23 protein-coding genes and 1 pseudogene are annotated in these 18197 nt (G+C 71.4%); 9 read left to right on the plus strand and 15 right to left on the minus strand.

Annotated elements, in window-relative coordinates:
• Positions 1–236 precede the first annotated feature (236 nt).
• Positions 237–1097, minus strand: a complete 861-nt coding sequence (gene vph / locus ACIBCT_RS39575) for a viomycin phosphotransferase (RefSeq protein WP_399197184.1) — start codon at positions 1095–1097, stop codon at positions 237–239.
• A gap of 50 nt (positions 1098–1147) precedes the next feature.
• Positions 1148–1553 (minus strand): annotated as a pseudogene (locus ACIBCT_RS39580) (transposase); the annotation flags it as partial.
• Between the two features lie 39 nt (positions 1554–1592).
• On the opposite strand from ACIBCT_RS39580, the gene ACIBCT_RS39585 reads away from it, so the two are divergent.
• Positions 1593–1961, plus strand: coding sequence for an Imm21 family immunity protein (locus ACIBCT_RS39585; protein WP_399197186.1), 369 nt, complete (start codon positions 1593–1595; stop codon positions 1959–1961).
• Positions 1962–2261: 300 nt separating this feature from the next.
• Complete coding sequence (locus ACIBCT_RS39590; protein WP_399197187.1) at positions 2262–2663, plus strand: hypothetical protein; 402 nt, start codon at positions 2262–2264, stop codon at positions 2661–2663.
• Between the two features lie 189 nt (positions 2664–2852).
• Here ACIBCT_RS39590 and ACIBCT_RS39595 read toward each other — a convergent pair whose 3' ends face one another.
• Together ACIBCT_RS39595 and ACIBCT_RS39600 are read right to left on the minus strand one after the other, a co-directional pair.
• Positions 2853–3269: a VOC family protein gene (locus tag ACIBCT_RS39595; protein WP_399197188.1), complete on the minus strand. Its 417-nt coding sequence runs from the start codon at positions 3267–3269 to the stop codon at positions 2853–2855.
• 207 nt (positions 3270–3476) lie between these two features.
• Positions 3477–3608 carry a hypothetical protein gene (locus ACIBCT_RS39600; protein ID WP_399197189.1) on the minus strand — a complete coding sequence of 44 codons (132 nt, stop codon included), beginning with the start codon at positions 3606–3608 and terminating at the stop codon, positions 3477–3479.
• Positions 3609–3699: 91 nt separating this feature from the next.
• Between ACIBCT_RS39600 and ACIBCT_RS39605 the strand changes: the two genes are divergently transcribed.
• On the plus strand, positions 3700–4014 hold the full coding sequence (locus tag ACIBCT_RS39605) for a hypothetical protein (protein WP_399197190.1): 315 nt from the start codon (positions 3700–3702) through the stop codon (positions 4012–4014).
• Between the two features lie 268 nt (positions 4015–4282).
• Here the strand turns inward: ACIBCT_RS39605 and ACIBCT_RS39610 are convergent, their stop codons facing one another.
• Positions 4283–5155 (minus strand): LysR family transcriptional regulator, encoded by an 873-nt coding sequence (locus ACIBCT_RS39610; protein WP_399197191.1) that lies wholly within the window; start codon positions 5153–5155, stop codon positions 4283–4285.
• Between the two features lie 69 nt (positions 5156–5224).
• On the opposite strand from ACIBCT_RS39610, the gene ACIBCT_RS39615 reads away from it, so the two are divergent.
• A complete protein-coding gene (locus tag ACIBCT_RS39615) occupies positions 5225–5980 on the plus strand; it encodes an SDR family oxidoreductase (protein ID WP_399197192.1) in 756 nt (251 codons plus the stop codon).
• 67 nt (positions 5981–6047) lie between these two features.
• Here ACIBCT_RS39615 and ACIBCT_RS39620 read toward each other — a convergent pair whose 3' ends face one another.
• The 4 genes from ACIBCT_RS39620 to ACIBCT_RS39635 all read right to left on the minus strand — a co-directional run bounded on the left by ACIBCT_RS39620 (position 6048) and on the right by ACIBCT_RS39635 (position 8604).
• Complete coding sequence (locus tag ACIBCT_RS39620) at positions 6048–6716, minus strand: dihydrofolate reductase family protein (RefSeq protein WP_399197193.1); 669 nt, start codon at positions 6714–6716, stop codon at positions 6048–6050.
• 50 nt (positions 6717–6766) lie between these two features.
• The gene (locus ACIBCT_RS39625; RefSeq protein WP_399197194.1) at positions 6767–7495 is read right to left on the minus strand and encodes a hypothetical protein; all 729 of its coding nucleotides are present in this window, start codon (positions 7493–7495) and stop codon (positions 6767–6769) included.
• 235 nt (positions 7496–7730) lie between these two features.
• Positions 7731–8183 carry an alcohol dehydrogenase catalytic domain-containing protein gene (locus ACIBCT_RS39630; protein ID WP_399197195.1) on the minus strand — a complete coding sequence of 151 codons (453 nt, stop codon included), beginning with the start codon at positions 8181–8183 and terminating at the stop codon, positions 7731–7733.
• A gap of 7 nt (positions 8184–8190) precedes the next feature.
• Positions 8191–8604 carry a hypothetical protein gene (locus ACIBCT_RS39635; protein ID WP_399197196.1) on the minus strand — a complete coding sequence of 138 codons (414 nt, stop codon included), beginning with the start codon at positions 8602–8604 and terminating at the stop codon, positions 8191–8193.
• A 118-nt stretch (positions 8605–8722) separates the two neighbouring features.
• Here ACIBCT_RS39635 and ACIBCT_RS39640 point away from each other — a divergent pair, with 118 nt between their 5' ends.
• A complete protein-coding gene (locus tag ACIBCT_RS39640; protein ID WP_399197197.1) occupies positions 8723–9679 on the plus strand; it encodes a helix-turn-helix domain-containing protein in 957 nt (318 codons plus the stop codon).
• Here ACIBCT_RS39640 and cutA read toward each other — a convergent pair.
• Positions 9645–9989: a divalent-cation tolerance protein CutA gene (gene cutA, locus ACIBCT_RS39645; protein WP_399197198.1), complete on the minus strand. Its 345-nt coding sequence runs from the start codon at positions 9987–9989 to the stop codon at positions 9645–9647. The two genes, ACIBCT_RS39640 and cutA, sit on opposite strands and share 35 nt — an antisense overlap.
• A 269-nt stretch (positions 9990–10258) precedes the next feature.
• Between cutA and ACIBCT_RS39650 the strand changes: the two genes are divergently transcribed.
• The 4 genes from ACIBCT_RS39650 (at position 10259) to ACIBCT_RS39665 (ending at position 13577) form a co-directional block, all read left to right on the plus strand.
• A complete protein-coding gene (locus ACIBCT_RS39650) occupies positions 10259–10630 on the plus strand; it encodes a YciI family protein (RefSeq protein ID WP_399197199.1) in 372 nt (123 codons plus the stop codon).
• The gene (locus ACIBCT_RS39655; RefSeq protein ID WP_399197200.1) at positions 10627–11937 is read left to right on the plus strand and encodes an RNA polymerase sigma factor; all 1311 of its coding nucleotides are present in this window, start codon (positions 10627–10629) and stop codon (positions 11935–11937) included. The genes ACIBCT_RS39650 and ACIBCT_RS39655 overlap by 4 nt, the downstream gene beginning before the upstream one ends.
• A 79-nt stretch (positions 11938–12016) precedes the next feature.
• The gene (locus ACIBCT_RS39660) at positions 12017–12607 is read left to right on the plus strand and encodes an RNA polymerase sigma factor (protein WP_399197201.1); all 591 of its coding nucleotides are present in this window, start codon (positions 12017–12019) and stop codon (positions 12605–12607) included.
• The gene (locus tag ACIBCT_RS39665) at positions 12600–13577 is read left to right on the plus strand and encodes a CU044_5270 family protein (RefSeq protein WP_399197203.1); all 978 of its coding nucleotides are present in this window, start codon (positions 12600–12602) and stop codon (positions 13575–13577) included. Before ACIBCT_RS39660 ends, ACIBCT_RS39665 begins: the two co-directional genes overlap by 8 nt.
• 240 nt (positions 13578–13817) lie before the next feature.
• Here the strand turns inward: ACIBCT_RS39665 and ACIBCT_RS39670 are convergent, their stop codons facing one another.
• The 5 genes from ACIBCT_RS39670 to ACIBCT_RS39690 form a co-directional block, all read right to left on the minus strand.
• Positions 13818–14471, minus strand: coding sequence for a response regulator (locus ACIBCT_RS39670; RefSeq protein ID WP_399197204.1), 654 nt, complete (start codon positions 14469–14471; stop codon positions 13818–13820).
• Positions 14462–15652 (minus strand): sensor histidine kinase, encoded by a 1191-nt coding sequence (locus tag ACIBCT_RS39675; RefSeq protein WP_399197205.1) that lies wholly within the window; start codon positions 15650–15652, stop codon positions 14462–14464. Before ACIBCT_RS39675 ends, ACIBCT_RS39670 begins: the two co-directional genes overlap by 10 nt.
• 98 nt (positions 15653–15750) lie before the next feature.
• A complete protein-coding gene (locus ACIBCT_RS39680) occupies positions 15751–16476 on the minus strand; it encodes a hypothetical protein (protein ID WP_399197206.1) in 726 nt (241 codons plus the stop codon).
• The gene (locus ACIBCT_RS39685; protein WP_399197207.1) at positions 16473–17402 is read right to left on the minus strand and encodes an ATP-binding cassette domain-containing protein; all 930 of its coding nucleotides are present in this window, start codon (positions 17400–17402) and stop codon (positions 16473–16475) included. Before ACIBCT_RS39685 ends, ACIBCT_RS39680 begins: the two co-directional genes overlap by 4 nt.
• 166 nt (positions 17403–17568) lie before the next feature.
• Complete coding sequence (locus tag ACIBCT_RS39690; protein WP_399197208.1) at positions 17569–18195, minus strand: transcriptional regulator; 627 nt, start codon at positions 18193–18195, stop codon at positions 17569–17571.
• Between the last annotated feature and the right edge of the window lie 2 nt (positions 18196–18197).

Raw genomic sequence — 18197 nt, forward strand, 5'->3', positions numbered from 1 at the left:
CTCAAGTCCCTCGCCGACTACCTCGCCAAGATCAACCCGCCCAGCCAACCATCATAGAAATAGTTACCCTTTGAATTTGCGGCGCAGGACACTAGTGCTGTGACCGGAAACGATCACCGAGTTGTGGACATGAGTGCCGTTGGAGAGGCCGATGGCCTGACACGTTTTCAGGGATCGCTTGCCGGTTGGGTCAACACCGGCGATGAGGGTGGACGACGATCACGGTGGGAGTGAGTTCAGCGGTAGCCGGTCAGACCGTCGGCCAACTGTTCTTCGTCGCCGTCCCGGTGTGCGGACAGGGCCTGCTGCAGGGCGAAGGTCGTGCGGATGACGGCGATGCGGGTGGTGATCGTGCTGTCTGACCAGCCGCCCAGCGCGAGGACCTGATTCAGGAAGTCGCTGCCGTAGCTGGCGTCGATGGCCGCAAGGTCCTCGGCGGGATCACCGATCGTCACCTCATCCCAATCGATCACCCCGCTGAGGATTGGCAGTCCGTCATGGCACTCCCATAGGACGTTCTCGGCACCGAGGTCACCGTGCACCACCGCTGCGTTCACCTGGGGAAGGCCGTCGAGCGCAGTGAGTTCTCGCTCGGCTCGCCGGCGTCCGGCATCGGACATGAACTCGAACAACTCGGCGCGGACGTCCGCTGCGAACCGCCGCCACCGATCTCGTGGTGCCGGTAGGGCCGCTCGCACCTTCTCCTGCTGGCCGATCCGGGCCAGCTCGGTCAGCAGGGTGACGTACTGCGCAGCCGCGGCCTCGGCGATCTGGGGATCTTCGAGTGCGTCGGCCTCCAGCGGGTCTCCGGGAACGCGGCTGAGGACCAGGAACGACAGCTTGTCCGTGCCCTGAGCGCCGCCCTCCAGCAGTGGCCGAGGCGTGCGGAAGCCGAGATCGAACCCGGCGAGCAGGCGCAAGACGGCGGCCCTGTGCGGTAACCGGGCGGCAGCGGCCTCGGTGCGAGGCAGGCACACGACACGGTCTGAGCCGATCACCACCTGATGGAATTGCCCTTGACGGACGGTGAGATGCTCCGCTTCGACGCCCGGCAGCAGCCGGCTCAGCAGAGCGCGATTGGCCTGCAGGATCTGCATGGGATGCGAGCTGTCCTTTTCGTCGACGTGGCGCAACGAGCGGGTGGGGCTCACCCTGTGGGCGCAAGTGGTCGGCCGCCCCAGCGGATGCCTTTCTCGCTGCGGATGCGGGCGCGTTCGCGACGTTGAGCCGCCAAGAGGGCGGGGTGGCGGGTGTGGGCGTTGCGCCAGCGCAGGTAGGCGTGCAGGGCCCGGGTCTGGACGGTGTGGTTGGGGTGGTCGGAGTTGGCCAGGGTGAACTGGCGCAGCGGGCCGAAGTGCGCCTCGATCGGGTTGGCCCAGGAGGCATAGGTCGGGGTGAACAGCAGCTTGACCTTGTTCTCGTTCGCCCAGGTGCGGATGCGCCAGTTCTTGTGCGCTGAAAGTCCCGACGAGCAGCGCGGCGGACGGCTCTGAGCGGTCCTGTACGCCGTTCGGGGACCTACGGGTTAGAAGGTTAGCTGCACCCTTCTGTCGGCTTCTCGCCGTACTCTGACCATCATGTCCCCTTCGTGCATGGAGCAGTCGGGCGATGGAGATCCGTTCTGGGTCACCACGCTGGGCGGGCCGCACATCGTTGTTCCGGAGTCGGCCTGCCGGTACTGGAACGGTGTACCGGAGGATCACCCCGACGATGAGGGAGACTACGGCCGAGCCTGCGAGGTTGACGGCTACATCGGTTTGATCGATGTCGGGCCAGGCAAGGCCCTTGTTCTCGGCGACCATCCCGCCGGTACCACGTTCCTGCCCGAACACTACCTTTTCGTCCGCTGGATCGCTGCGGGTTCGGCCGAGGAGATCCTCCAGGCCGCTACCGATGTGGGGCCGGCGGTGCCCATTGGTCCAGGTTGGACCGATCGGGACGGGCAAGATCAGAGCTGCTAGCGCGGTTTGGGTTTACCGCCCATCCGGGGTTCAAATCCCCGAGCCTCCGCAGGTCAGAGGCCCTCTCCCGAGTACGGGGAGAGGGCCTTTTTGATCTTCTGACCTTGCCAGGGTTGCAGTTCTTACGCGTCGCCCCAGAGGGCGGCCCCCATCCGGCTGCTCACGTCCGGCTGCTCGCGTCCTGCATCAACGCGCCGGCCATGTGGCGAGCATAGTGAACGCGATATATCTTGACCCAGAATGCAACGCGACATATCGTAACTCTCCAGCGATGTACCTCGCCCCCGGGAGGACGATCTCATGAACGAACTGGTGCCTGTCCTGGTCGTCCTCTTCGTCGTCGTCCTCGTCCTGCTGTCGGGCTTACAACTAGCGCTCGTGTGCGGCGCGCCATGGGGGAGCCTTGCATGGGGTGGGCAGCATCGGGTCCTCCCGGGACCGCTGCGGGTCGGCAGCGGTATCGCGCTGGTGCTCTATGTCGCGTTCGCAGGCGTTGTCCTGGACCGCGCCGGCTGGATCGACGTAGTGGCAGAGCCCGTCGCAGCTGTCGGCACCTGGGCGGTGTTCGGGTTCGCTGCGCTCAGTGTCATCCCCAATGCGGTGTCCCGGAGCAAGCCGGAGCGATACGTCGGAACATCGGCTGCGTTCATGCTCGCGACCGCCAGTCTCGTCGTCGCGCTCAGTGGGGCATCGACGACGTGACATCGTTTCGACCGGACCCACACGGTCGAAATTGTCCGGGCAGCCGCGAACTTGCCGGCTGGTCGCCGTCCCCTGAGAGTCGAGGCCGAGCGAACCAGGACCGGGCGGTCAAGGTCGTTCGTCCGCAGGGCGCTCCACCGTGACCGCCTGGCCCTGCCCCGCTTCCCATGACCGACGGGTCCGACCGGTTCATTCCTTCTCCCGACCGAGGAATTCAAGCCGGTTGCCGAGCACGTCGAACACGTAGAAGCGGCGATGACCGGGGAAATCGTCATCCCAGGTGATCTCCACTCCCTTGTCGGTGAGACGTTCGGCGAGGCCGTCCAGGTCCGTCACCAGGATGCCCGGATGCGCCTTGCGCGCCGGCCGGAAGTCCTCTTCGACGCCGAGATGGATCTCCAACCGGTCCGCCCGCACCCAGAGTCCACCTCGCGCGGCGAGCACCGGTGGCTTTCGTACCTCGGTCATGCCGAGCACATCGACGTAGAACTCGCGGCACTCGTCCTCACTGCCCGGCGGGATCGCCAGCTGGACGTGGTGCAGGGCCAATCCGAACGCGGAGACGGTGTCGGTCGTGTCGTACGGAAGTGCCTGGCGCTCTGTCATGGGAGCGGGGATCCTTTCGAATGGGTTCTTCACAGGGTGGTCCGCTCGAGCAACGAGTACCGCACCGTGGCGACGTCCTGCGGTAGTGCTTCGGCCTCACCGTCGCCGTCACGCTACGCAGGTCACTCGCGTGGCGGACCAGGTCGGGATCGAGTATCTCGGACGGCCGGTGGAGAGCTGCTCCGGCACACGGCCGACGGTACGCGATCACCACGCTGTGGTGCCGCCGCGGATCAGGTCCCGGCGCAGCACGGCGCCGGTGATCGTGCTCCAGGCGATCTCGGCGGCCACGGCCCGTAACACCCGCTCCGTCGTCTCCAGCCGGGGTTCGGCACTCACCCCGTACGGTGGCCGGTGCGGTCTGACCTTTCAGTGCCGGCGCGACGAGGGGCGTCTCACCCTTGCGGACCTTCTCACATCTTTAGGTTCGATGATCGAGGGCTACCGGTGGCGGCTGGTGGTGGACGAACTGCTCAGCCCTCGCTATGAGGAGATCATCGAAGCCGCAGAGGGCCGTCTCATGGAAACCGGGCAACTCATCGCGATGTTCGGAAATGATGCTCAGCTCATCGACGGCGAGCTGACCGCTCACGACGCGGACGGATCGATCGTCGATCTGACGATATGTGCCTTGGACAGCACGTGGTGGGACGTGGAGACGACCATGCAGGAGGTGCTGGATCGGATCTCGCTGCTCTACCCCGACGCGAAGGTGCTGCCCTGGCGATCGCCTGAGGAGGGCTGATCCCCTTTCAGAGCCAGAGCCAGAGCCAGAGCCAGGGCCAGAGCCAGGGCCAGAACCAGGGCCAGGGCGGTCGACGGTCCGGAACTTCGTTCCCCGGCCCGGGGAGCGTCGATGGGGCCACGAGGAGCCATGCGGGTGACACGGGCACTTCACGCCGTACGTGTCAGCGCCCCAGAAGGCCGATCAAGGAGAGTCCACGGGTGCTCCAGGCGCTTCCTTGCAGCTCGGCGACCAGATGCGTCAGAGCCTTCCGGTACGCGATCGCCGGTCAGCGCTCCGAGCCGAGCGGGCGGACGTCCGGTGTCCGCAGGGCGACGGCGCCGGTCGCCGCCCTGACGAAGGCGGCGAGCGCCGGGGAACGGCTCTGTTCCGGCCACGCGAGCAGCATCGTCGTCGGCGGCGCGTCGAGCACGGGCACGCACACCACGTCGCCACCGGCGTAGGCGCGGGCGGACTCCGGCAGGACGGCGACGGTCCGCCCCATGGCGATCAGCTGCATCAGCTGCCCGGCGTCACGCACCTCGGGACCGTCACCGCCCTGGGGCAGGCCCGCCCAGCGCGGCGTCACCTCGCCGTCCAGGTCCGTCAGGGTCACCGCCGCCCGTCCGGCCAGCCGGTGCCGTACCGGCATCACCGCGACCTGGCGTTCGACCAGCAGGTCCTCGGAGTCGAGTCCGGTCAGGTCCGGCCGGCCGTGCAGCAGCCCGACGTCGGCGGACCCGCTCCGCAGCAGGTCCGCCTGTTCGCCGAAGCCGCAGAACAGCACCTCGACCTCTGTCGCGTCCGGTTCCTTCGCGTAGGCGGCCAGGATGGCCGGCAGCATGCCGCCGTCGCCGACGGCCTTCATCACCAGGGTCAGCCGAGGGGCGGGGCCACCTGCCCGCTGGGCGCGGCGAGCGGCCGCCGACAGCCCCTCCAGGGCCCGCCTGCCCTCGTCGAGCAGTACCTGTCCCGCCGCGGTGAGCGCGACCTTCCTGCTGGTCCGCTCCAGCAGTACGACGCCCAGGCGGCGTTCGAGCTGCTTGACGGCCCGAGAGAGGGGCGGCTGCGCGATGCCGAGGCGCTGTGCCGCCCGGCTGAAGTTCAGCTCCTCGGCGACCGCCACGAAGTAGGCCAGCTCGCGAGCCTCCAACCCGTCCATACACCCACGGTATAGCTCATGACCGGATCGATCATGGTCTTCCGTGGCCGCCCGTGGTGAGGTCTGACCATGACGGACACCACCGGCTCCATTTCGAAGATCGCTCTGATCACCGGCGCGAACAAGGGCATCGGGTACGAGACGGCCGCCCGGCTCGCCGCGCTGGGGACGACCGTTCTGGTCGCGGCCCGGGACCCGGACCGGGGCCGGGAGGCGGCCGGGACGTTGCGCGCCACCGGTGGCGACGCCCACCCGGTCACGCTCGACGTCACCCTCCCGGACACGGTCACGGCCGCCGCGGCGCTGATCGAGCGGCGTTTCGGCCGTCTCGACATCCTGGTCAACAACGCCGGTGTCGCCGGGAGCCTCGCCGGTCAGTCACCCGGCAGCGCCGACCTGGACACGGTGCGGGCGGTGTTCGACACCAACGTCTTCGGCGTGATCACGGTGACCGACGCGTTGCTGCCCCTGCTGTCGCGCTCTCCCGCGCCGCGGATCGTCAACGTCTCCAGCGGCGTCGGCTCGCTGACCGCCCACGCTCCCGGCGGATCGATGGCCTGGCTGCCGGGATCGGCCGCGTACGCCACCTCCAAGACCGCGCTCAACGCCCTGACCGTGCAGTACGCCAAGGACCTCCGCGAGGCCGGTGTGCTCGTCAACGCCGCCGACCCCGGCGGGTGCGACACCGACCTCACCAGGCCGACCGGGTTCCCCGTCCGGCGCACCGCCGCCCAGGGCGCGGCCGTCGTCGTACGGCTGGCGACCCTCGGGGCCGACGGTCCCACCGGTGGCTTCTTCGACGACGCCGGCCCGGTGGCGTGGTGACCCCCTGCCGGTGTACCGGTGTACCGGTCGACGTGCTCGATCTCGCGGTGCCGATCGGGGATCGGTATCAGCCGAGGACCGTCGCCGAGCGTCCCTCGTCCACGGTGTACGCGCCCGCGGAGAGCGCGCCGCGGCTCACGGGGTCGAGCGTCAGCGAGACGACGCCGCCGGGCAGCACGCGCGACCTCTCCTCGACGGTCGCGAACGTCGCGGGCGTCGATCCGTCCGGGAACAGGCGCTTCCCCGTCCCGACGACGACCGGGTACTGGAGCAGCCGGTGGACGTCGACGAGTCCTGCCCGGTGCAGCGCCTGCACGAGCTGCCAGCTTCCGTGAACCTGGAGCTCCCTGCCGGGGAGCTCCTTGAGGCGGCGTACCTCGTCGACCAGGTCACCGCGCAGGACCGTCGTCGGGCTCCAGTCGGCCTCCTCGTCGGTCAGCGTCGAACTGACGACGTACTTCGGCAGCGTGTTGAGTTTCGTGGCGATCAGGTCGTCGGGATCGGTGACCTTCGACCAGTACCCGCCGAGCAGGCCGAAGCTCGTGCGGCCGAAGAGGAACGCGTCGGCCTCACGGAACCAGCCCTCGACGACCTCGGTGGTGTGCGCCGAGGCGTACGGGACGAGCCACCCGCCGCGGTCGAAGCCGTCGGAGCGGTCCTCGTCGGGGGCTCCGGGTCCTTGCAGACGTTGTCGAGACTGACGAAGGTGTTGACGCTGAGCAGCACGGTTCTCCAACCGGATTCGGGTCACGGACGGCGGGCCGGGGGGCGGCCCGCAGGCGGACACTAGCTGCCGGGCCCGGGGTGCCTCTTGTACAGGAACGACATCGCGGCATGGTCGCCCGCCTGCAGCTCGCGCGCGGTGCACCCGACGTAGCGACGCAGCGCGTGTGCGAGGTGGGCCTGGTCGAAGTACCCGAGCGTCTCGACGACCCTGTGCCAGTCGTGGCCGTCGCCCAGCATCATGGCGGCGGCGTTCGCGCGGTCGATCTGCGTCACGGCGGTCTGCGACAGCCCGGTGATCGCCCGGTGGCGACGCTGAAGGGTACGTCTGGTCGGGCCGGCCCCGGGACGCCCGGCGACGTGCTGCTCGTCCCCGAGGCGCGACCGCACCAGCAGACCCGCGTCCTGCAGTCGCCGGACGAAGTGCTCGACGTTCTCGTACGTCGGTGCCTCCCACTCCTCGCCGCCGATGACGACTCTGCCCGAGCCGGTCACCGGGAACGGCACGTACCCGTCGGTGATCGAGGCCGCGGGATGCGGCCTAAGGACCGCGCCGAGTGCGAATCGGATCCCGAGGAACTCGGTGTCCGGCGGGACCGGTGCGGTGGTCGCCCTCGTCTCCGGCCCGCGGAGGCCGACGAACAGGCGTCCCCGCGTCCGCGAGAGGATCACATGCGGGCAGGTGCGCGCCGCGGACGTCATCGTGCCCTCGACGTCGCTGCGGGTGCGCCATACGCGGTCGACGACGCTCGCGTCGATCTCGGTGCCGCGATGCTCGAACCGCAGGGCCATGGCCTCCTCCGCCTTCGTCGGGGTCCCGGTGGCGATGAATACATTCTCGACGAAGTACCGCCTGCGTCAGACGGTCCGGGCGGGTCTGCGCCCGGTGACGGTCCCGCGGGCGATGATCGTCCTCATGCGCTCACGATGGTCTCCCCGGCATGGTCATCCTTCCGCGACGATCGACGGTCGCTTCTTGTCGTCCGATCCTCCGATTCGCTTTCACGGTTCACGGACCTGATCCGCGTCACTCGTCCTCACCGGTCTCGGGGCGGGCGAGGAGAGAGAACGGTGTGCCCGGGCCGGAGAGGAGGGCGTACTCGGCCGGCATGCCGTCCAGGGTGCAGCCGAACTGGTCGAGGAGCTCGGGCCTCAGCCTGCCGTCGTGCCACCGGGGCCAGTAGGCGCTGACGACCCGGTCGCCCACCGCGAAACGCGTCACCTTCTCGCCGACGGCGACGACCTTCCCTGCCCCGTCGCTGACCGGGACGACGCCGGGCACCGACGGCAGGGCGTAGCACCGCCGCAGGATGAGCGCGTCGCGCCGGTTGAGCGAGACCGCGCGGACGCGGACGAGGACGTCGGTCGGTTTCGGCGTCGGTACCGGTTCCTCACGCGGCACGATCCCGCCGGCGGACCCGGGTCCCTCCAGCCGGTAGGAGCGCATGATCACCCCGCGGGCGGCCGGTTCACCCGACATCGGGGGCTCACGCCTCGATGAACTGGTGGTCGGTCAGGATCCGGCCGTCCTCGTCGAGGACGAGGACCTCCAGGCCGGCGCCCGCCGGCTCACCACCGTCCGTGGGCACCATCTCCCAGGCGAACGTGACCATGTCGCCGACACGGCCGGCGCCGCCCCTCGGCCTGAAGCGGAACGCCCCGGGCGCGACGAACTCCTCGTACGAGCGGGTCACCCTGACCTCCAGCTCCTCGTGCCCGCGCGCCTCAAGGACGGCGGTGAGGCCCAGCGCCCCGGCGGCGTCCCGGATCTCCTGCGGAGGCTGGAGTCTCTGGACGCCGTCCTTCGCCCACAGCCCGGCGACGGCCTCGCGGCGCAGCCCGGGGTCGGGTTCGTTCCAGACCGCCACGTAGCGGCCGACCAGCTCCTGAACGTCGATCATCGTTCTTCCCTCGGGGTGACGTGTTCGTGGACACCGCCGATCCTGGGCGCGGCACGACGGCCCGGCAATTCCCTCCGGGGAATGGCCGTACGCCGTCCGCTGCGTTAGACAGGGTGCGGTGACCGGTACCTCGGAACGCGACGGGCTCGCCGGCGTCCTGCGCGAGTGGCGCGGGCGCCGCGGCGTCAGCCAGCTGGACCTCGCCCTGCGGGCCGGGACCACGCAGCGGCACGTCAGCTTCATCGAGAGCGGCCGGTCGCTGCCCGGCAGGGCCATGGTCGTACGGCTGGCCGAGTCGCTGGAGATCCCGCTCCGGGAGCGGAACGCGCTGCTGCTGGCCGCGGGCTACGCGCCCGCCTACCCGGAGACCCGGCTCGGCGATCCCGTGCTCCGGCCGGTCCGCACCGCGCTGGAGGGCGTCCTGCGGGGGCACCAGCCGTACCCGGCGGTGATCGTCGACCGGCACAGCGACCTCGTCTCGGCCAACGACGCGTTCTGGGCGCTGACCGAGGGGGTGGCGCCCCCGCTGCTCGCGCCGCCCCTCAGCGTCCCCCGCCTGTTCCTGGACCCCCGGGGCATGGCGCCGCGGATCGTCAACCTGGACGTGTGGGCCTGGCACGTGATCGACCACCTGCGGCTGGAGGCGGTGCGCAATCCCCGCGACCGGCTCTCGGAGCTGCTCACCGAGCTCACCGCGCTGGTCCCGGAGCGACCCCGCCACCCCGGACCGGATCACCTCGGCTTCGCCGTCCCGCTGCGGCTCCGCCTCGGCGGCGGCGAGCTGCGGCTGCTGACCACGCTGACCCACTTCGGGACCGCGGTCGACGTCACCGTCGCCGAGCTGCGGATGGAGGCGTTCCTGCCGGCCGACGCGGAGACCGCCTCCGCCCTCACGGCCCTCACCGGTCTCGGACGGCCCGCACCGGCCACGCCTCCGGGACCGCCCGACGGCGGCACCGCGCGCCTGAACACGCCTCCGGAACCGCCCGACGGTGACGCCGCGCGCCGGGTCACACCTCCGGGACCGCCCGGCGAAGCCGCTACGCGCCGGGCCGCGGGGCCGTCTCCCGTCTGATCCACTCCAGGTAGTCGGCCGTACCGGCCACGAGCGCGACGGCGACGATCTGCGGCACCTCGTAGGAGTGCAGCTCCCGCACGCACCGGGCCAGGTCCTCGAACCGCCCGGTGGTCGTCTTCATGAGCAGCAGCCACTCGCCGGAGCGCTGGACCTCCCCGGCCCACCAGTAGGCGGACTCGACCGGCGCGATGATCTGGCAGTCGGCCGACAACCGGCGCTCCACCACCGCCGCGCAGATCAGGTCGGCCTCCTGACGGCTCGCGGCGGTGACACGGACCTCGAGGCAGTCCGGAACACGTTCGATCATGCCGACACACTGCCCGATCGCCCCGCGGTCATCAACACGACCGTGCGGCGGGCCGTCGTACGATCCCCGTCCGGGGCACGGCTCCGGAATGCCCTGGCGGTGACGTGATGCCCCGGCGGTGACGTGATGTCATGGCGGTGACGGGGTGCCGCGGCATCGGGTGGAGGATCTCGTCCCGAAGCACGCCCGGCCGATGTCAAGACGGGGGCGCCGGCTCCGACCATCCGGTGGAAGGACCCACCGGGGTCCGGGACGACGGGAGAGACGAGATGAAGTTCGTACTGAACATGCACATGAACCCGGCGGTCTGGGAGTCCCTGACCGAGGACGAGCGCAACGAGGTCATGAACGGCCACTCCACGTTCATGGAGACGGTCACCGCGTCCGGTGAAATGATCATGACGCAGGGGCTGGCCGACCCGTCGCAGAGCGCCGTGGTGCGGGTCCGCGGCGGCCGGCCGGTGGTCACCGACGGGCCCTACCTGGAGGCCAAGGAGTACCTCGGCGGCTTCTACCTGATCGACTGCGAGAGCAGGGAGCGCGCGCTCGAACTGGCCGCCCTGATCCCCGACGCCGAGGTCGAGGGGATGGGCATCGAGGTGCGGCCGGTCATGTTCTCCGCGGGGCGGCTGGACGTGTGACGGCCGGCGAACACGCGACCGAGGACCTGCTGCGCGAGCTGGCGCCGCAGGTCCTGGGCGTGCTCGTGCGCCGCCACGGCCGGTTCGAGGAGTGCGAGGACGCCGTGCAGGAGGCCGTCCTGGCCGCGGCGGTCCAGTGGCCCGCCGAGGGCGTCCCGGACAACCCTCGCGGCTGGCTGGTCACCATCGCCTCGCGCAGGCTGGTCGACCAGGCCCGCAGCGACAGCGCCCGCAGGGCCCGGGAGATCAGGGTCGTCGTGCAGGAGACCGAGCCCGAGGTCCCGGACGTCGACGACACGCTGACGCTGCTGTTCCTGTGCTGTCACGCGTCGCTGACCCCGGCGTCCCAGACGGCCCTCACCCTGCGGGCCGTGGGGGGCCTGACCACCGCCGAGATCGCCCACGCGTTCCTCGTCCCCGAGGCCACCATGGCCGCCCGCATCAGCCGGGCCAAGCAGCGGGTCAGGGCCGCGGGGAGCCGGTTCGCCATGCCCGCGCCGCACGAGTGGCAGGAGCGGCTGGACGTCGTGCTGCACGTGCTGTACCTCATCTTCAACGAGGGGTACACCGCCACCTCGGGCGGCGACCTGCACCGCACCGACCTGTCCCACGAGGCCGTCCGCCTGACCCGCATGGTCCACCGGCGGCTGCCCGAGGACGGCGAGGTGGCCGGGCTGCTGGCCCTCATGCTCCTGACGGACGCGCGCCGCGCGGCGCGCGTCACCCCCACGGGGGACCTGGTCCCCCTGGCCGACCAGGACCGCACCCTCTGGGACGGCGACCTGATCGCCGAGGGCGTCGCCCTCGTCACCGAGGCGATGGGTCCGGGCTCGATGAGTATGGGCGTCGACTCCCGCGTCGGCCTCGTCACCGGGGCGATGGCGCGGCCCCCTCTCGGGCCGTACCGGCTGCAGGCGGCCATCGCGGCGACCCACGCGAGCGCGGAGCGGGCCGAGGACACCGACTGGAGGCAGGTCCACGTCCTGTACCGGATCCTCGAACGGGTCGCGCCCAACCCGATGGTCACGCTCAACCGGGCGATCGCGATGGCCGAGATCGAGGGGCCCGAGGCCGGGCTCGGCCTGCTGGCCACCCTCGACGGCGACGACCGGATGGCCGGCCACCACCGCCTGCACGCCGTCCGCGCCCACCTGCTGGAGAAGACGGGCGACCTCGCGTCCGCCCGTGAGCACTACGGCAGGGCCGCGCGCGGCACCGCCAGCCTCGCCGAACGCCGCTATCTCGAATCCCGCGCCCGCCGCCTGCGCGCGCCCGGAGACCCGCCCGCACAAGAACATGTGACGTAGGTCACATTCCGTACCGCGAACCTTCGCCGTCCGTACGGGTGAAAGCCGGGTGATCGACGCACGGGGACGGGAGCACCATGTGATCACTGAGGAATCCGGCAGGGTCGACGACGCCGAGCTGATACGGCGCTCGGAGAGCGTCCCGGAGGCGTTCGCCGACCTGTTCGACCGGCACGCGCCCGCCCTGCGGCGCTACGTCGCCCGGCGGCTGGGGTCCTCCCTGGCCGACGACATCGTCTCCGACGCCTTCCTGACCGCCTTCCGGCGCCGCCACCGCTACGACGCGGCCCATCCCGACGCGCGGCCCTGGCTGTACGGCATCACCGCCCGGCTCATCGGCCGGCACCGCAGGACGGAGGTCCGGTTCTACCGGGCGCTGGTCCGCAGCGGCGTCGACGAGATCGCCGAGCCCTACGCCGAACGCGTCGACGACCGGGTCGCCGCCCAGCAGGCCGGGCTGGCGGCGGCACTGGCGAAGCTGTCCCCCGGCGACCGGGAGGTGCTGCTCCTCGTGGCCTGGGCCGACATGTCGTACGAGGACGTCGCCCGCGCGCTGGACATCCCGGTCGGCACCGTCAGATCACGCCTGCACCGGGCCAGGGCCAGGACGCGCCGGGCCCTCGGTGGTTCCAACCCCGTGACGACCCGAGAGGAGTCTTTCGATGGATGACCTGCGATCGCTGCGCGAGTGGCGTGCCGAGGTCCCCGAGCCGGATCGGGACTGGGTCGTCCAGGAGCGGCGGCGGCTGCTGACGCGGATGCGGCGGAACAGGTGGGCACCGGGGCGCCGCCTGCTCGTCGGCGTGGCGGCGGGGGTCACCGCCGTGCTCGCCGTGCTCGCCGTGACCGTCCTGCGGCCGGAACCGCCCGCCCCCGACCCGGTGAGCCTGCCGCCGGTCGTCAGGCTCGACTCCGACGTGGTGCTGGCCCGCGCCGCCGAGGTGGCGGGCAGGCGGAAGGGCGACCGGACGCCCCTGCCGACGCAGTGGCAGTACACCAGGACGCTGGACAAGCAGCCGAACTCGGACACGGTCGAGACCCGGGAGGGATGGATGCGCTACGACGGCGCGCAGAGCGCCGGCTTCGACGAGAACGGCGAACTGGTCGTCGAGGACGTCCCCCCGGACCCTGGGGACGACGACCTGTCGCCGCAGCAGTACGACGCCAAGCTCCGCGAGCTGCCGACCGACCCGGAGAAGCTGCTGGCCAAGGTCACCGGCGACCGCCACTGGATCGACTACCCCCGGGAGGAGAGCGGCCCGGAGAACGCCGAACCGGACGACGCCCGCGCCTACCGGGTGATCATGCTCTATCTCAGCAGGTACGGCTCGATGCCACCGCGGCTGGAGGCGACCCTGTTCCGGGCCCTGGCGCGCATCCCGGGCGTCCGGATCGAGCAGGGCGTCGTCGACGCCGCGGGCCGCGCCGGCCTGGGCCTGTGGAAGGAGGAGCCCGGCGACCAGGCCTCACGCCGCTACTTCATCCTCGACCCGGGCACCTACCGCTACCTGGGGGAGCAGACGGTCTGGCTGCGCGACGAGTTCCTGGGCGACAGCGAGCCCGCCTTCCACAAGGGCGCGGTGTGGAGGACGGCCCTGCTGTCGTCGGTGATCGTCGATCGTCCGGGGCAGCGCGGCTGAGCGCTCGTCGTACGGTCCGAGGAACCCGACGCCCGCGCCGCGGGCGGACCGCCGCCCGCGGCGCGGTGCGTCCGCGGCGCCCATGTCGCGATGGAGCGTGCTCGTGCTGACCGGGATCTGGGCGATGTCCCGCGCAGCCCGGGTACGGCCGCAGGTGAACGCCGTGCCCGCAGCCGGTTCCAGACGGTGATCATGAGCCAAGGCGTAGGGCGGACCGCGCCGCCCGGCGGGTCCCTCGGCTCAGCGGAGAAGCCCCGACTCGTGGGCGAGGATCGCCGCCTCGACCCGGTTCCGCACACCGAGACGGACGAAGATCGCGCTGACGTAGCCCTTGACGGTGCCTTCGGTGAGGAAGTGTTCCGCCGCGATCTCCGCGTTGGACCTGCCCCGCGCCAGGGAGACCAGGATCCGGCGCTCACCGGGGGTGAGCCCGGCGAGGGCACCGTGCCCGGGAGGTCGCGGTCCGGCGGGACGGGGCAGCCTGCGGATGAGCCGGGCGGCGACATGGGGCGAGAGGCAGGCGCCACCGGCCGCGGCCGCCCGGATGCCGTTGATGAGCTCGTACGGGTCCCCGGACTTGAGGAGGAAGCCGTTCACGCCGAGCCGGAGGGCACGGTCGACGTAGGCGTCCTCACCGAAGGTGGTGAGGATGACGATGACCTGCTCCGGAAGGTCCTCGCGGATCCGTTCCGCCGCGGACAGCCCGTCGCCGCCCGGCATGCGGATGTCCATCAGCACGACGTCCGGCTCCCGGGCCGAGACGGCGGCGACGGTGCCCGGTCCGGTGGACGTCTCGGCGGTGACGGCGATGTCGGGGGTACTGGACAGGATGTCCCGGATCTGCCGTCGGACGACGGGCTCGTCGTCGGCGACGAGGACGCGGATCACATCCACGACCGGCGCCGCAGGTCGGTCGTGCGGACCACGGTTCCGCCCCGGTAGCAGATCTCGAAGGTCGCCAGGCCGAGCGGGAAGTTCCCGTCGGTGTAGTGGTCGCATCGCCAGCCGGCCGGACGGGGCGGGGACGGTACCAGGCGGACGACGGCTTCGAGCGGCGGCAGGAGGGGAGCCACCTCCGCCTCGCTCATCCCGGCGGAGACGAGCGCGAAATCCGTCTCCTCCATGGTGGTGTCGTGGACCGACCACCCGTAGAAGGCCATCAGGGCGGCGAGCGCGGCGAGCGCGGGAGGAAGCGTCCTTCGCAGGAGCACCAGCAGGGGGGAACGCCGCGCGAAGGACCGCGGCGGGCCCGCCGCCGGGCGAGGCCGGTGCGGGAGCGACGCGACGAGGACGAACTCGCCCTGGCCGGCCGCCGCCTCGACGGTGCCGCCGATCGCGGAGATCCGCCGTTCCAGCGAGGCGATCCCGCGTGGCGCCCTGTCCGGCCGCCCGGGCGGCAGGTCCGGCTCCGCCGGGAGATCGTTCCGTACGGTGACCGTGACGCTGCCGGACGGGGTCGTGCCGACGTCGACGTGGATCACCCGTCCCGGGGCGTGCCGCGTCGCGTTGGTGAGGGCCTCGCGAAGGATCAGGTACAGGTGGCGCCGGACCGGAGCGGGGTGGTCATCGCCCAGCACCCCGGTGTGGACGATCTCGGCGCCGGCGTCGATCGCCCGGTGCAGCAGGGCCTCGATGTCGTCGTGCTCCTCCCGGGACGTCAGGCGGCCGGGATGCAGCACGCCGAGGATCTCGTGGAGCTGTTCGACCGCCCGCTCGGCGTCCCGGCGCAGGGCGGCGGCGGTGTCCGCCGCCCTCCCCTCGGCGTGGACCTGCAACGCCCCCGCCCGGAGTGCCATGACGCTCAGGTGGTGGCCGAGCGTGTCGTGCATGTCCTCGGCGATGCGGGAGCGTTCCTGAGCCGCGACGGCCTCGATCGTCTGCGCGTGAAGGTCGCGGCTGATCCGCCGGAACCGTACGACGAGGCCGAGGCAGGCCGCGAGGAGCGCGAGCAGTGCCTGCGCGCCGAGGAGGACGAGGGTGTTCGCCGACGCGACCCAGTAACCGACGACGGCGACCTCGGCCGCGACGCCGAGCCCGAGAAGGACGCCGCCGCCGCGCGGAGCGGACAGGCGCATGTGCCCTCCCTCCCTGGCATCATGCCGGGCCGCGTCACGCGTCCGCCGGGCCGGATCACGCGTCACGCCGGGCCGCGTCACGCGTCCGCCGGGTCGGATCACGCGTCACGCCGGGTCAGAGCCCACGACGCGCCGGCGAAGAGCGCCGCGGCCCAGGCGGCGACCACCAGCAGCCCCGCGATCGGAGGATACGTGCCCTGACCGGCCCCGAGGAACTCCGCGACGGCCCCCGCCGGTGTCCAGGCGGCGACCGACGGCAGCGCGAGCGTGCCGACGAGCAGCACGACCGCGACCGCGAGGGTGCCGACCGCGCTCCGGATCAGCGCGCCGAGGGCCACGACCAGGACGGCGCTCACCGCGAACAGCGCTCCGGCACGAAGGCCGGTGACGGCCGCCACCTCGGACGCCGGTGCGGCGTGCCCGCCCAGCGTCAGGTGTGCCAGCGCCGTGGCGAGACAACCGGCCAGCGCCCCCGCGGGAAGGCCGACACCGGCCGCGACCGCCGCCTTGGCGGCCAGGACGAGGACCCGCCGGGGCTCGGCCTGGAACGTGGCCAGGATGCCGGCCGTCGCGTACTCCGAGGTGATCGTGATCATGGCGAACGCCGCGAACACCACGAGGCCGAACTGGACGGCGGGTCCTGCGGCGTCGCTCGCCGCCATCGTGTCGGCCGTGCCGTGCTCACCGGTGCCGAGGCCGTGGACGAAGTCGTTCGCCAGCGTGCCGGCGATGCCCACCACGGTCAGCACCGCACCCGCCAGGCAGAACCAGGGCGACCGGATCGACCAGGTCCTGCCCCACTCCGCTCTCAACGCGCCGATCATGCCGCCGTTCCCCCTGTCGTAGCGGTCGTGTACTCCACGTCGTCCTGGACGAGCCGCAGGTACCCCTGTTCGAGGGTCATCGGTACCGTCGCGAGGGTGTGGAGCGGGACGCGATGGGCGAAGGCGATGTCTCCGACGGCCTCCGCGGACCCGCCGCCGACGGTCAGCTCGCAGGGGCCCGACGTCTCCGGGGTCATGCCACGGGCCCGCAACGCCCGGGTGAACGCGGTGAGGTCGAGGCCCGCCGGGGTCCGTACGATCACACCGTTCTCCGCGCCCGCGGTGAGCTCGGAGACGGGGCAGTCGGCGAGCAGGCGGCCCCGGCCGAGGACGACGACGCGGTCGGCCGTCTGATGCATCTCGGCCATGAGATGGCTGGACACCAGGACGGTACGGCCGTCGGCGGCGAACCTCCGCAGGAGCCCGCGCATCCACCGCACGCCGTCGGTGTCGAGGCCGTTGACCGGCTCGTCGAGGACCAGGATCCGCGGGTCACCGAGGAGAGCGGCCGCGATGCCGACCCTCTGTCCCATTCCCAGCGAGAAACCGCCCACCCGCCTGCGGGCGACGGCCGTCAGCCCGACCTCGTCGAGAACCTCGTCGACCCGGTGGGCGGGAATGCCGTTGTAGCGCGCCAGCCCCAGGAGGTGCGAACGTGCCGTCCGCCCCGGGTGGGCGGCACGGCCGTCCAGATGCGCGCCCACGACCCGCAGCGGGTTCCGCAACCGCGCGTACGGGATGCCGCCGATCGTGACCTCTCCCGAGGTCGGCCGGTCCAGGCCGAGCAGGAGCCGCATCGACGTCGACTTCCCCGCGCCGTTCGGCCCGAGAAGGCCGGTGATATGCCCGGGGCGGACCGTGACGGTCAGACGGTCCACGGCGACCTTGTCCCCGTACCGCTTCGAGACGCCCTTGAATTCGATCATGGCGTCAGCCTGCCGCGTTCCCGGTCGCCGCCGACACCGACGAAAGTAAGGAATCCGCGGTCCCCGTACGCACCGTCCTCGCTCACGCGCTCCTCGTGCGCGTGGTTCTCGTACGCGTGGTCCTCGTACGCGCCGCACCCGGTCGGCCGGAGGGGGAGCGGGCGGCTCAGTGGCGGGGGATGCCCAGGGTGACGAGCAGGTCCTCGTGGAGCTGGAACCACACGTTGTGGTAGGACGCGAGGTCGTCCGTCACGTACCGCGGCTCACCGGCCCTGGCGCGGGTGAGCGCGTCGGCGAGCCGGGTCCGGTACCTGCGGAACCGGAGCATCGTCGCGTACAGGTCCGCGCAGGCGATCTCGGCACGCCGGTCGAGGTCGCCGAGAAGGTTCAGGACGCGGGCGTCGTAGGCGGGGTCGTCGTGTTCGTTGAGGGTCACGGCACCGTCGGCGGACCGCATCTGCCAGGCCGTGCACAGGTCGAGCAGCTCCGGGTTGAGCACGAGGAAGTCGTCGTACACCCTGGACACCGTGGCGCGGGTGCCCGCCGCGTCCAGCTCGGCGGCGATCCGCTCGGTGTCGGCGGCGCGGCCGGCCTCGGTGAGCCCCCACCCGCCGAAGTCACCCGGGGTACGCGTGACCAGGCCGGCCACGGCGAGGTCGATCAGCTCGGACTCGACGTCGGACTCGGACAGCCCCGTCGCCTCGGACACGCGGGAGAGGTCGACGAACCCGAGACAGCGGAGCGCGTGAAGTGTCAGCAGGTCCACGCTGGTCGCGTGGGGCGGGTTCGGCACGT

The sequence above is a fragment of the Streptosporangium sp. NPDC050855 genome, assembly GCF_044456585.1.
Classification (GTDB): domain Bacteria; phylum Actinomycetota; class Actinomycetes; order Streptosporangiales; family Streptosporangiaceae; genus Streptosporangium; species Streptosporangium longisporum.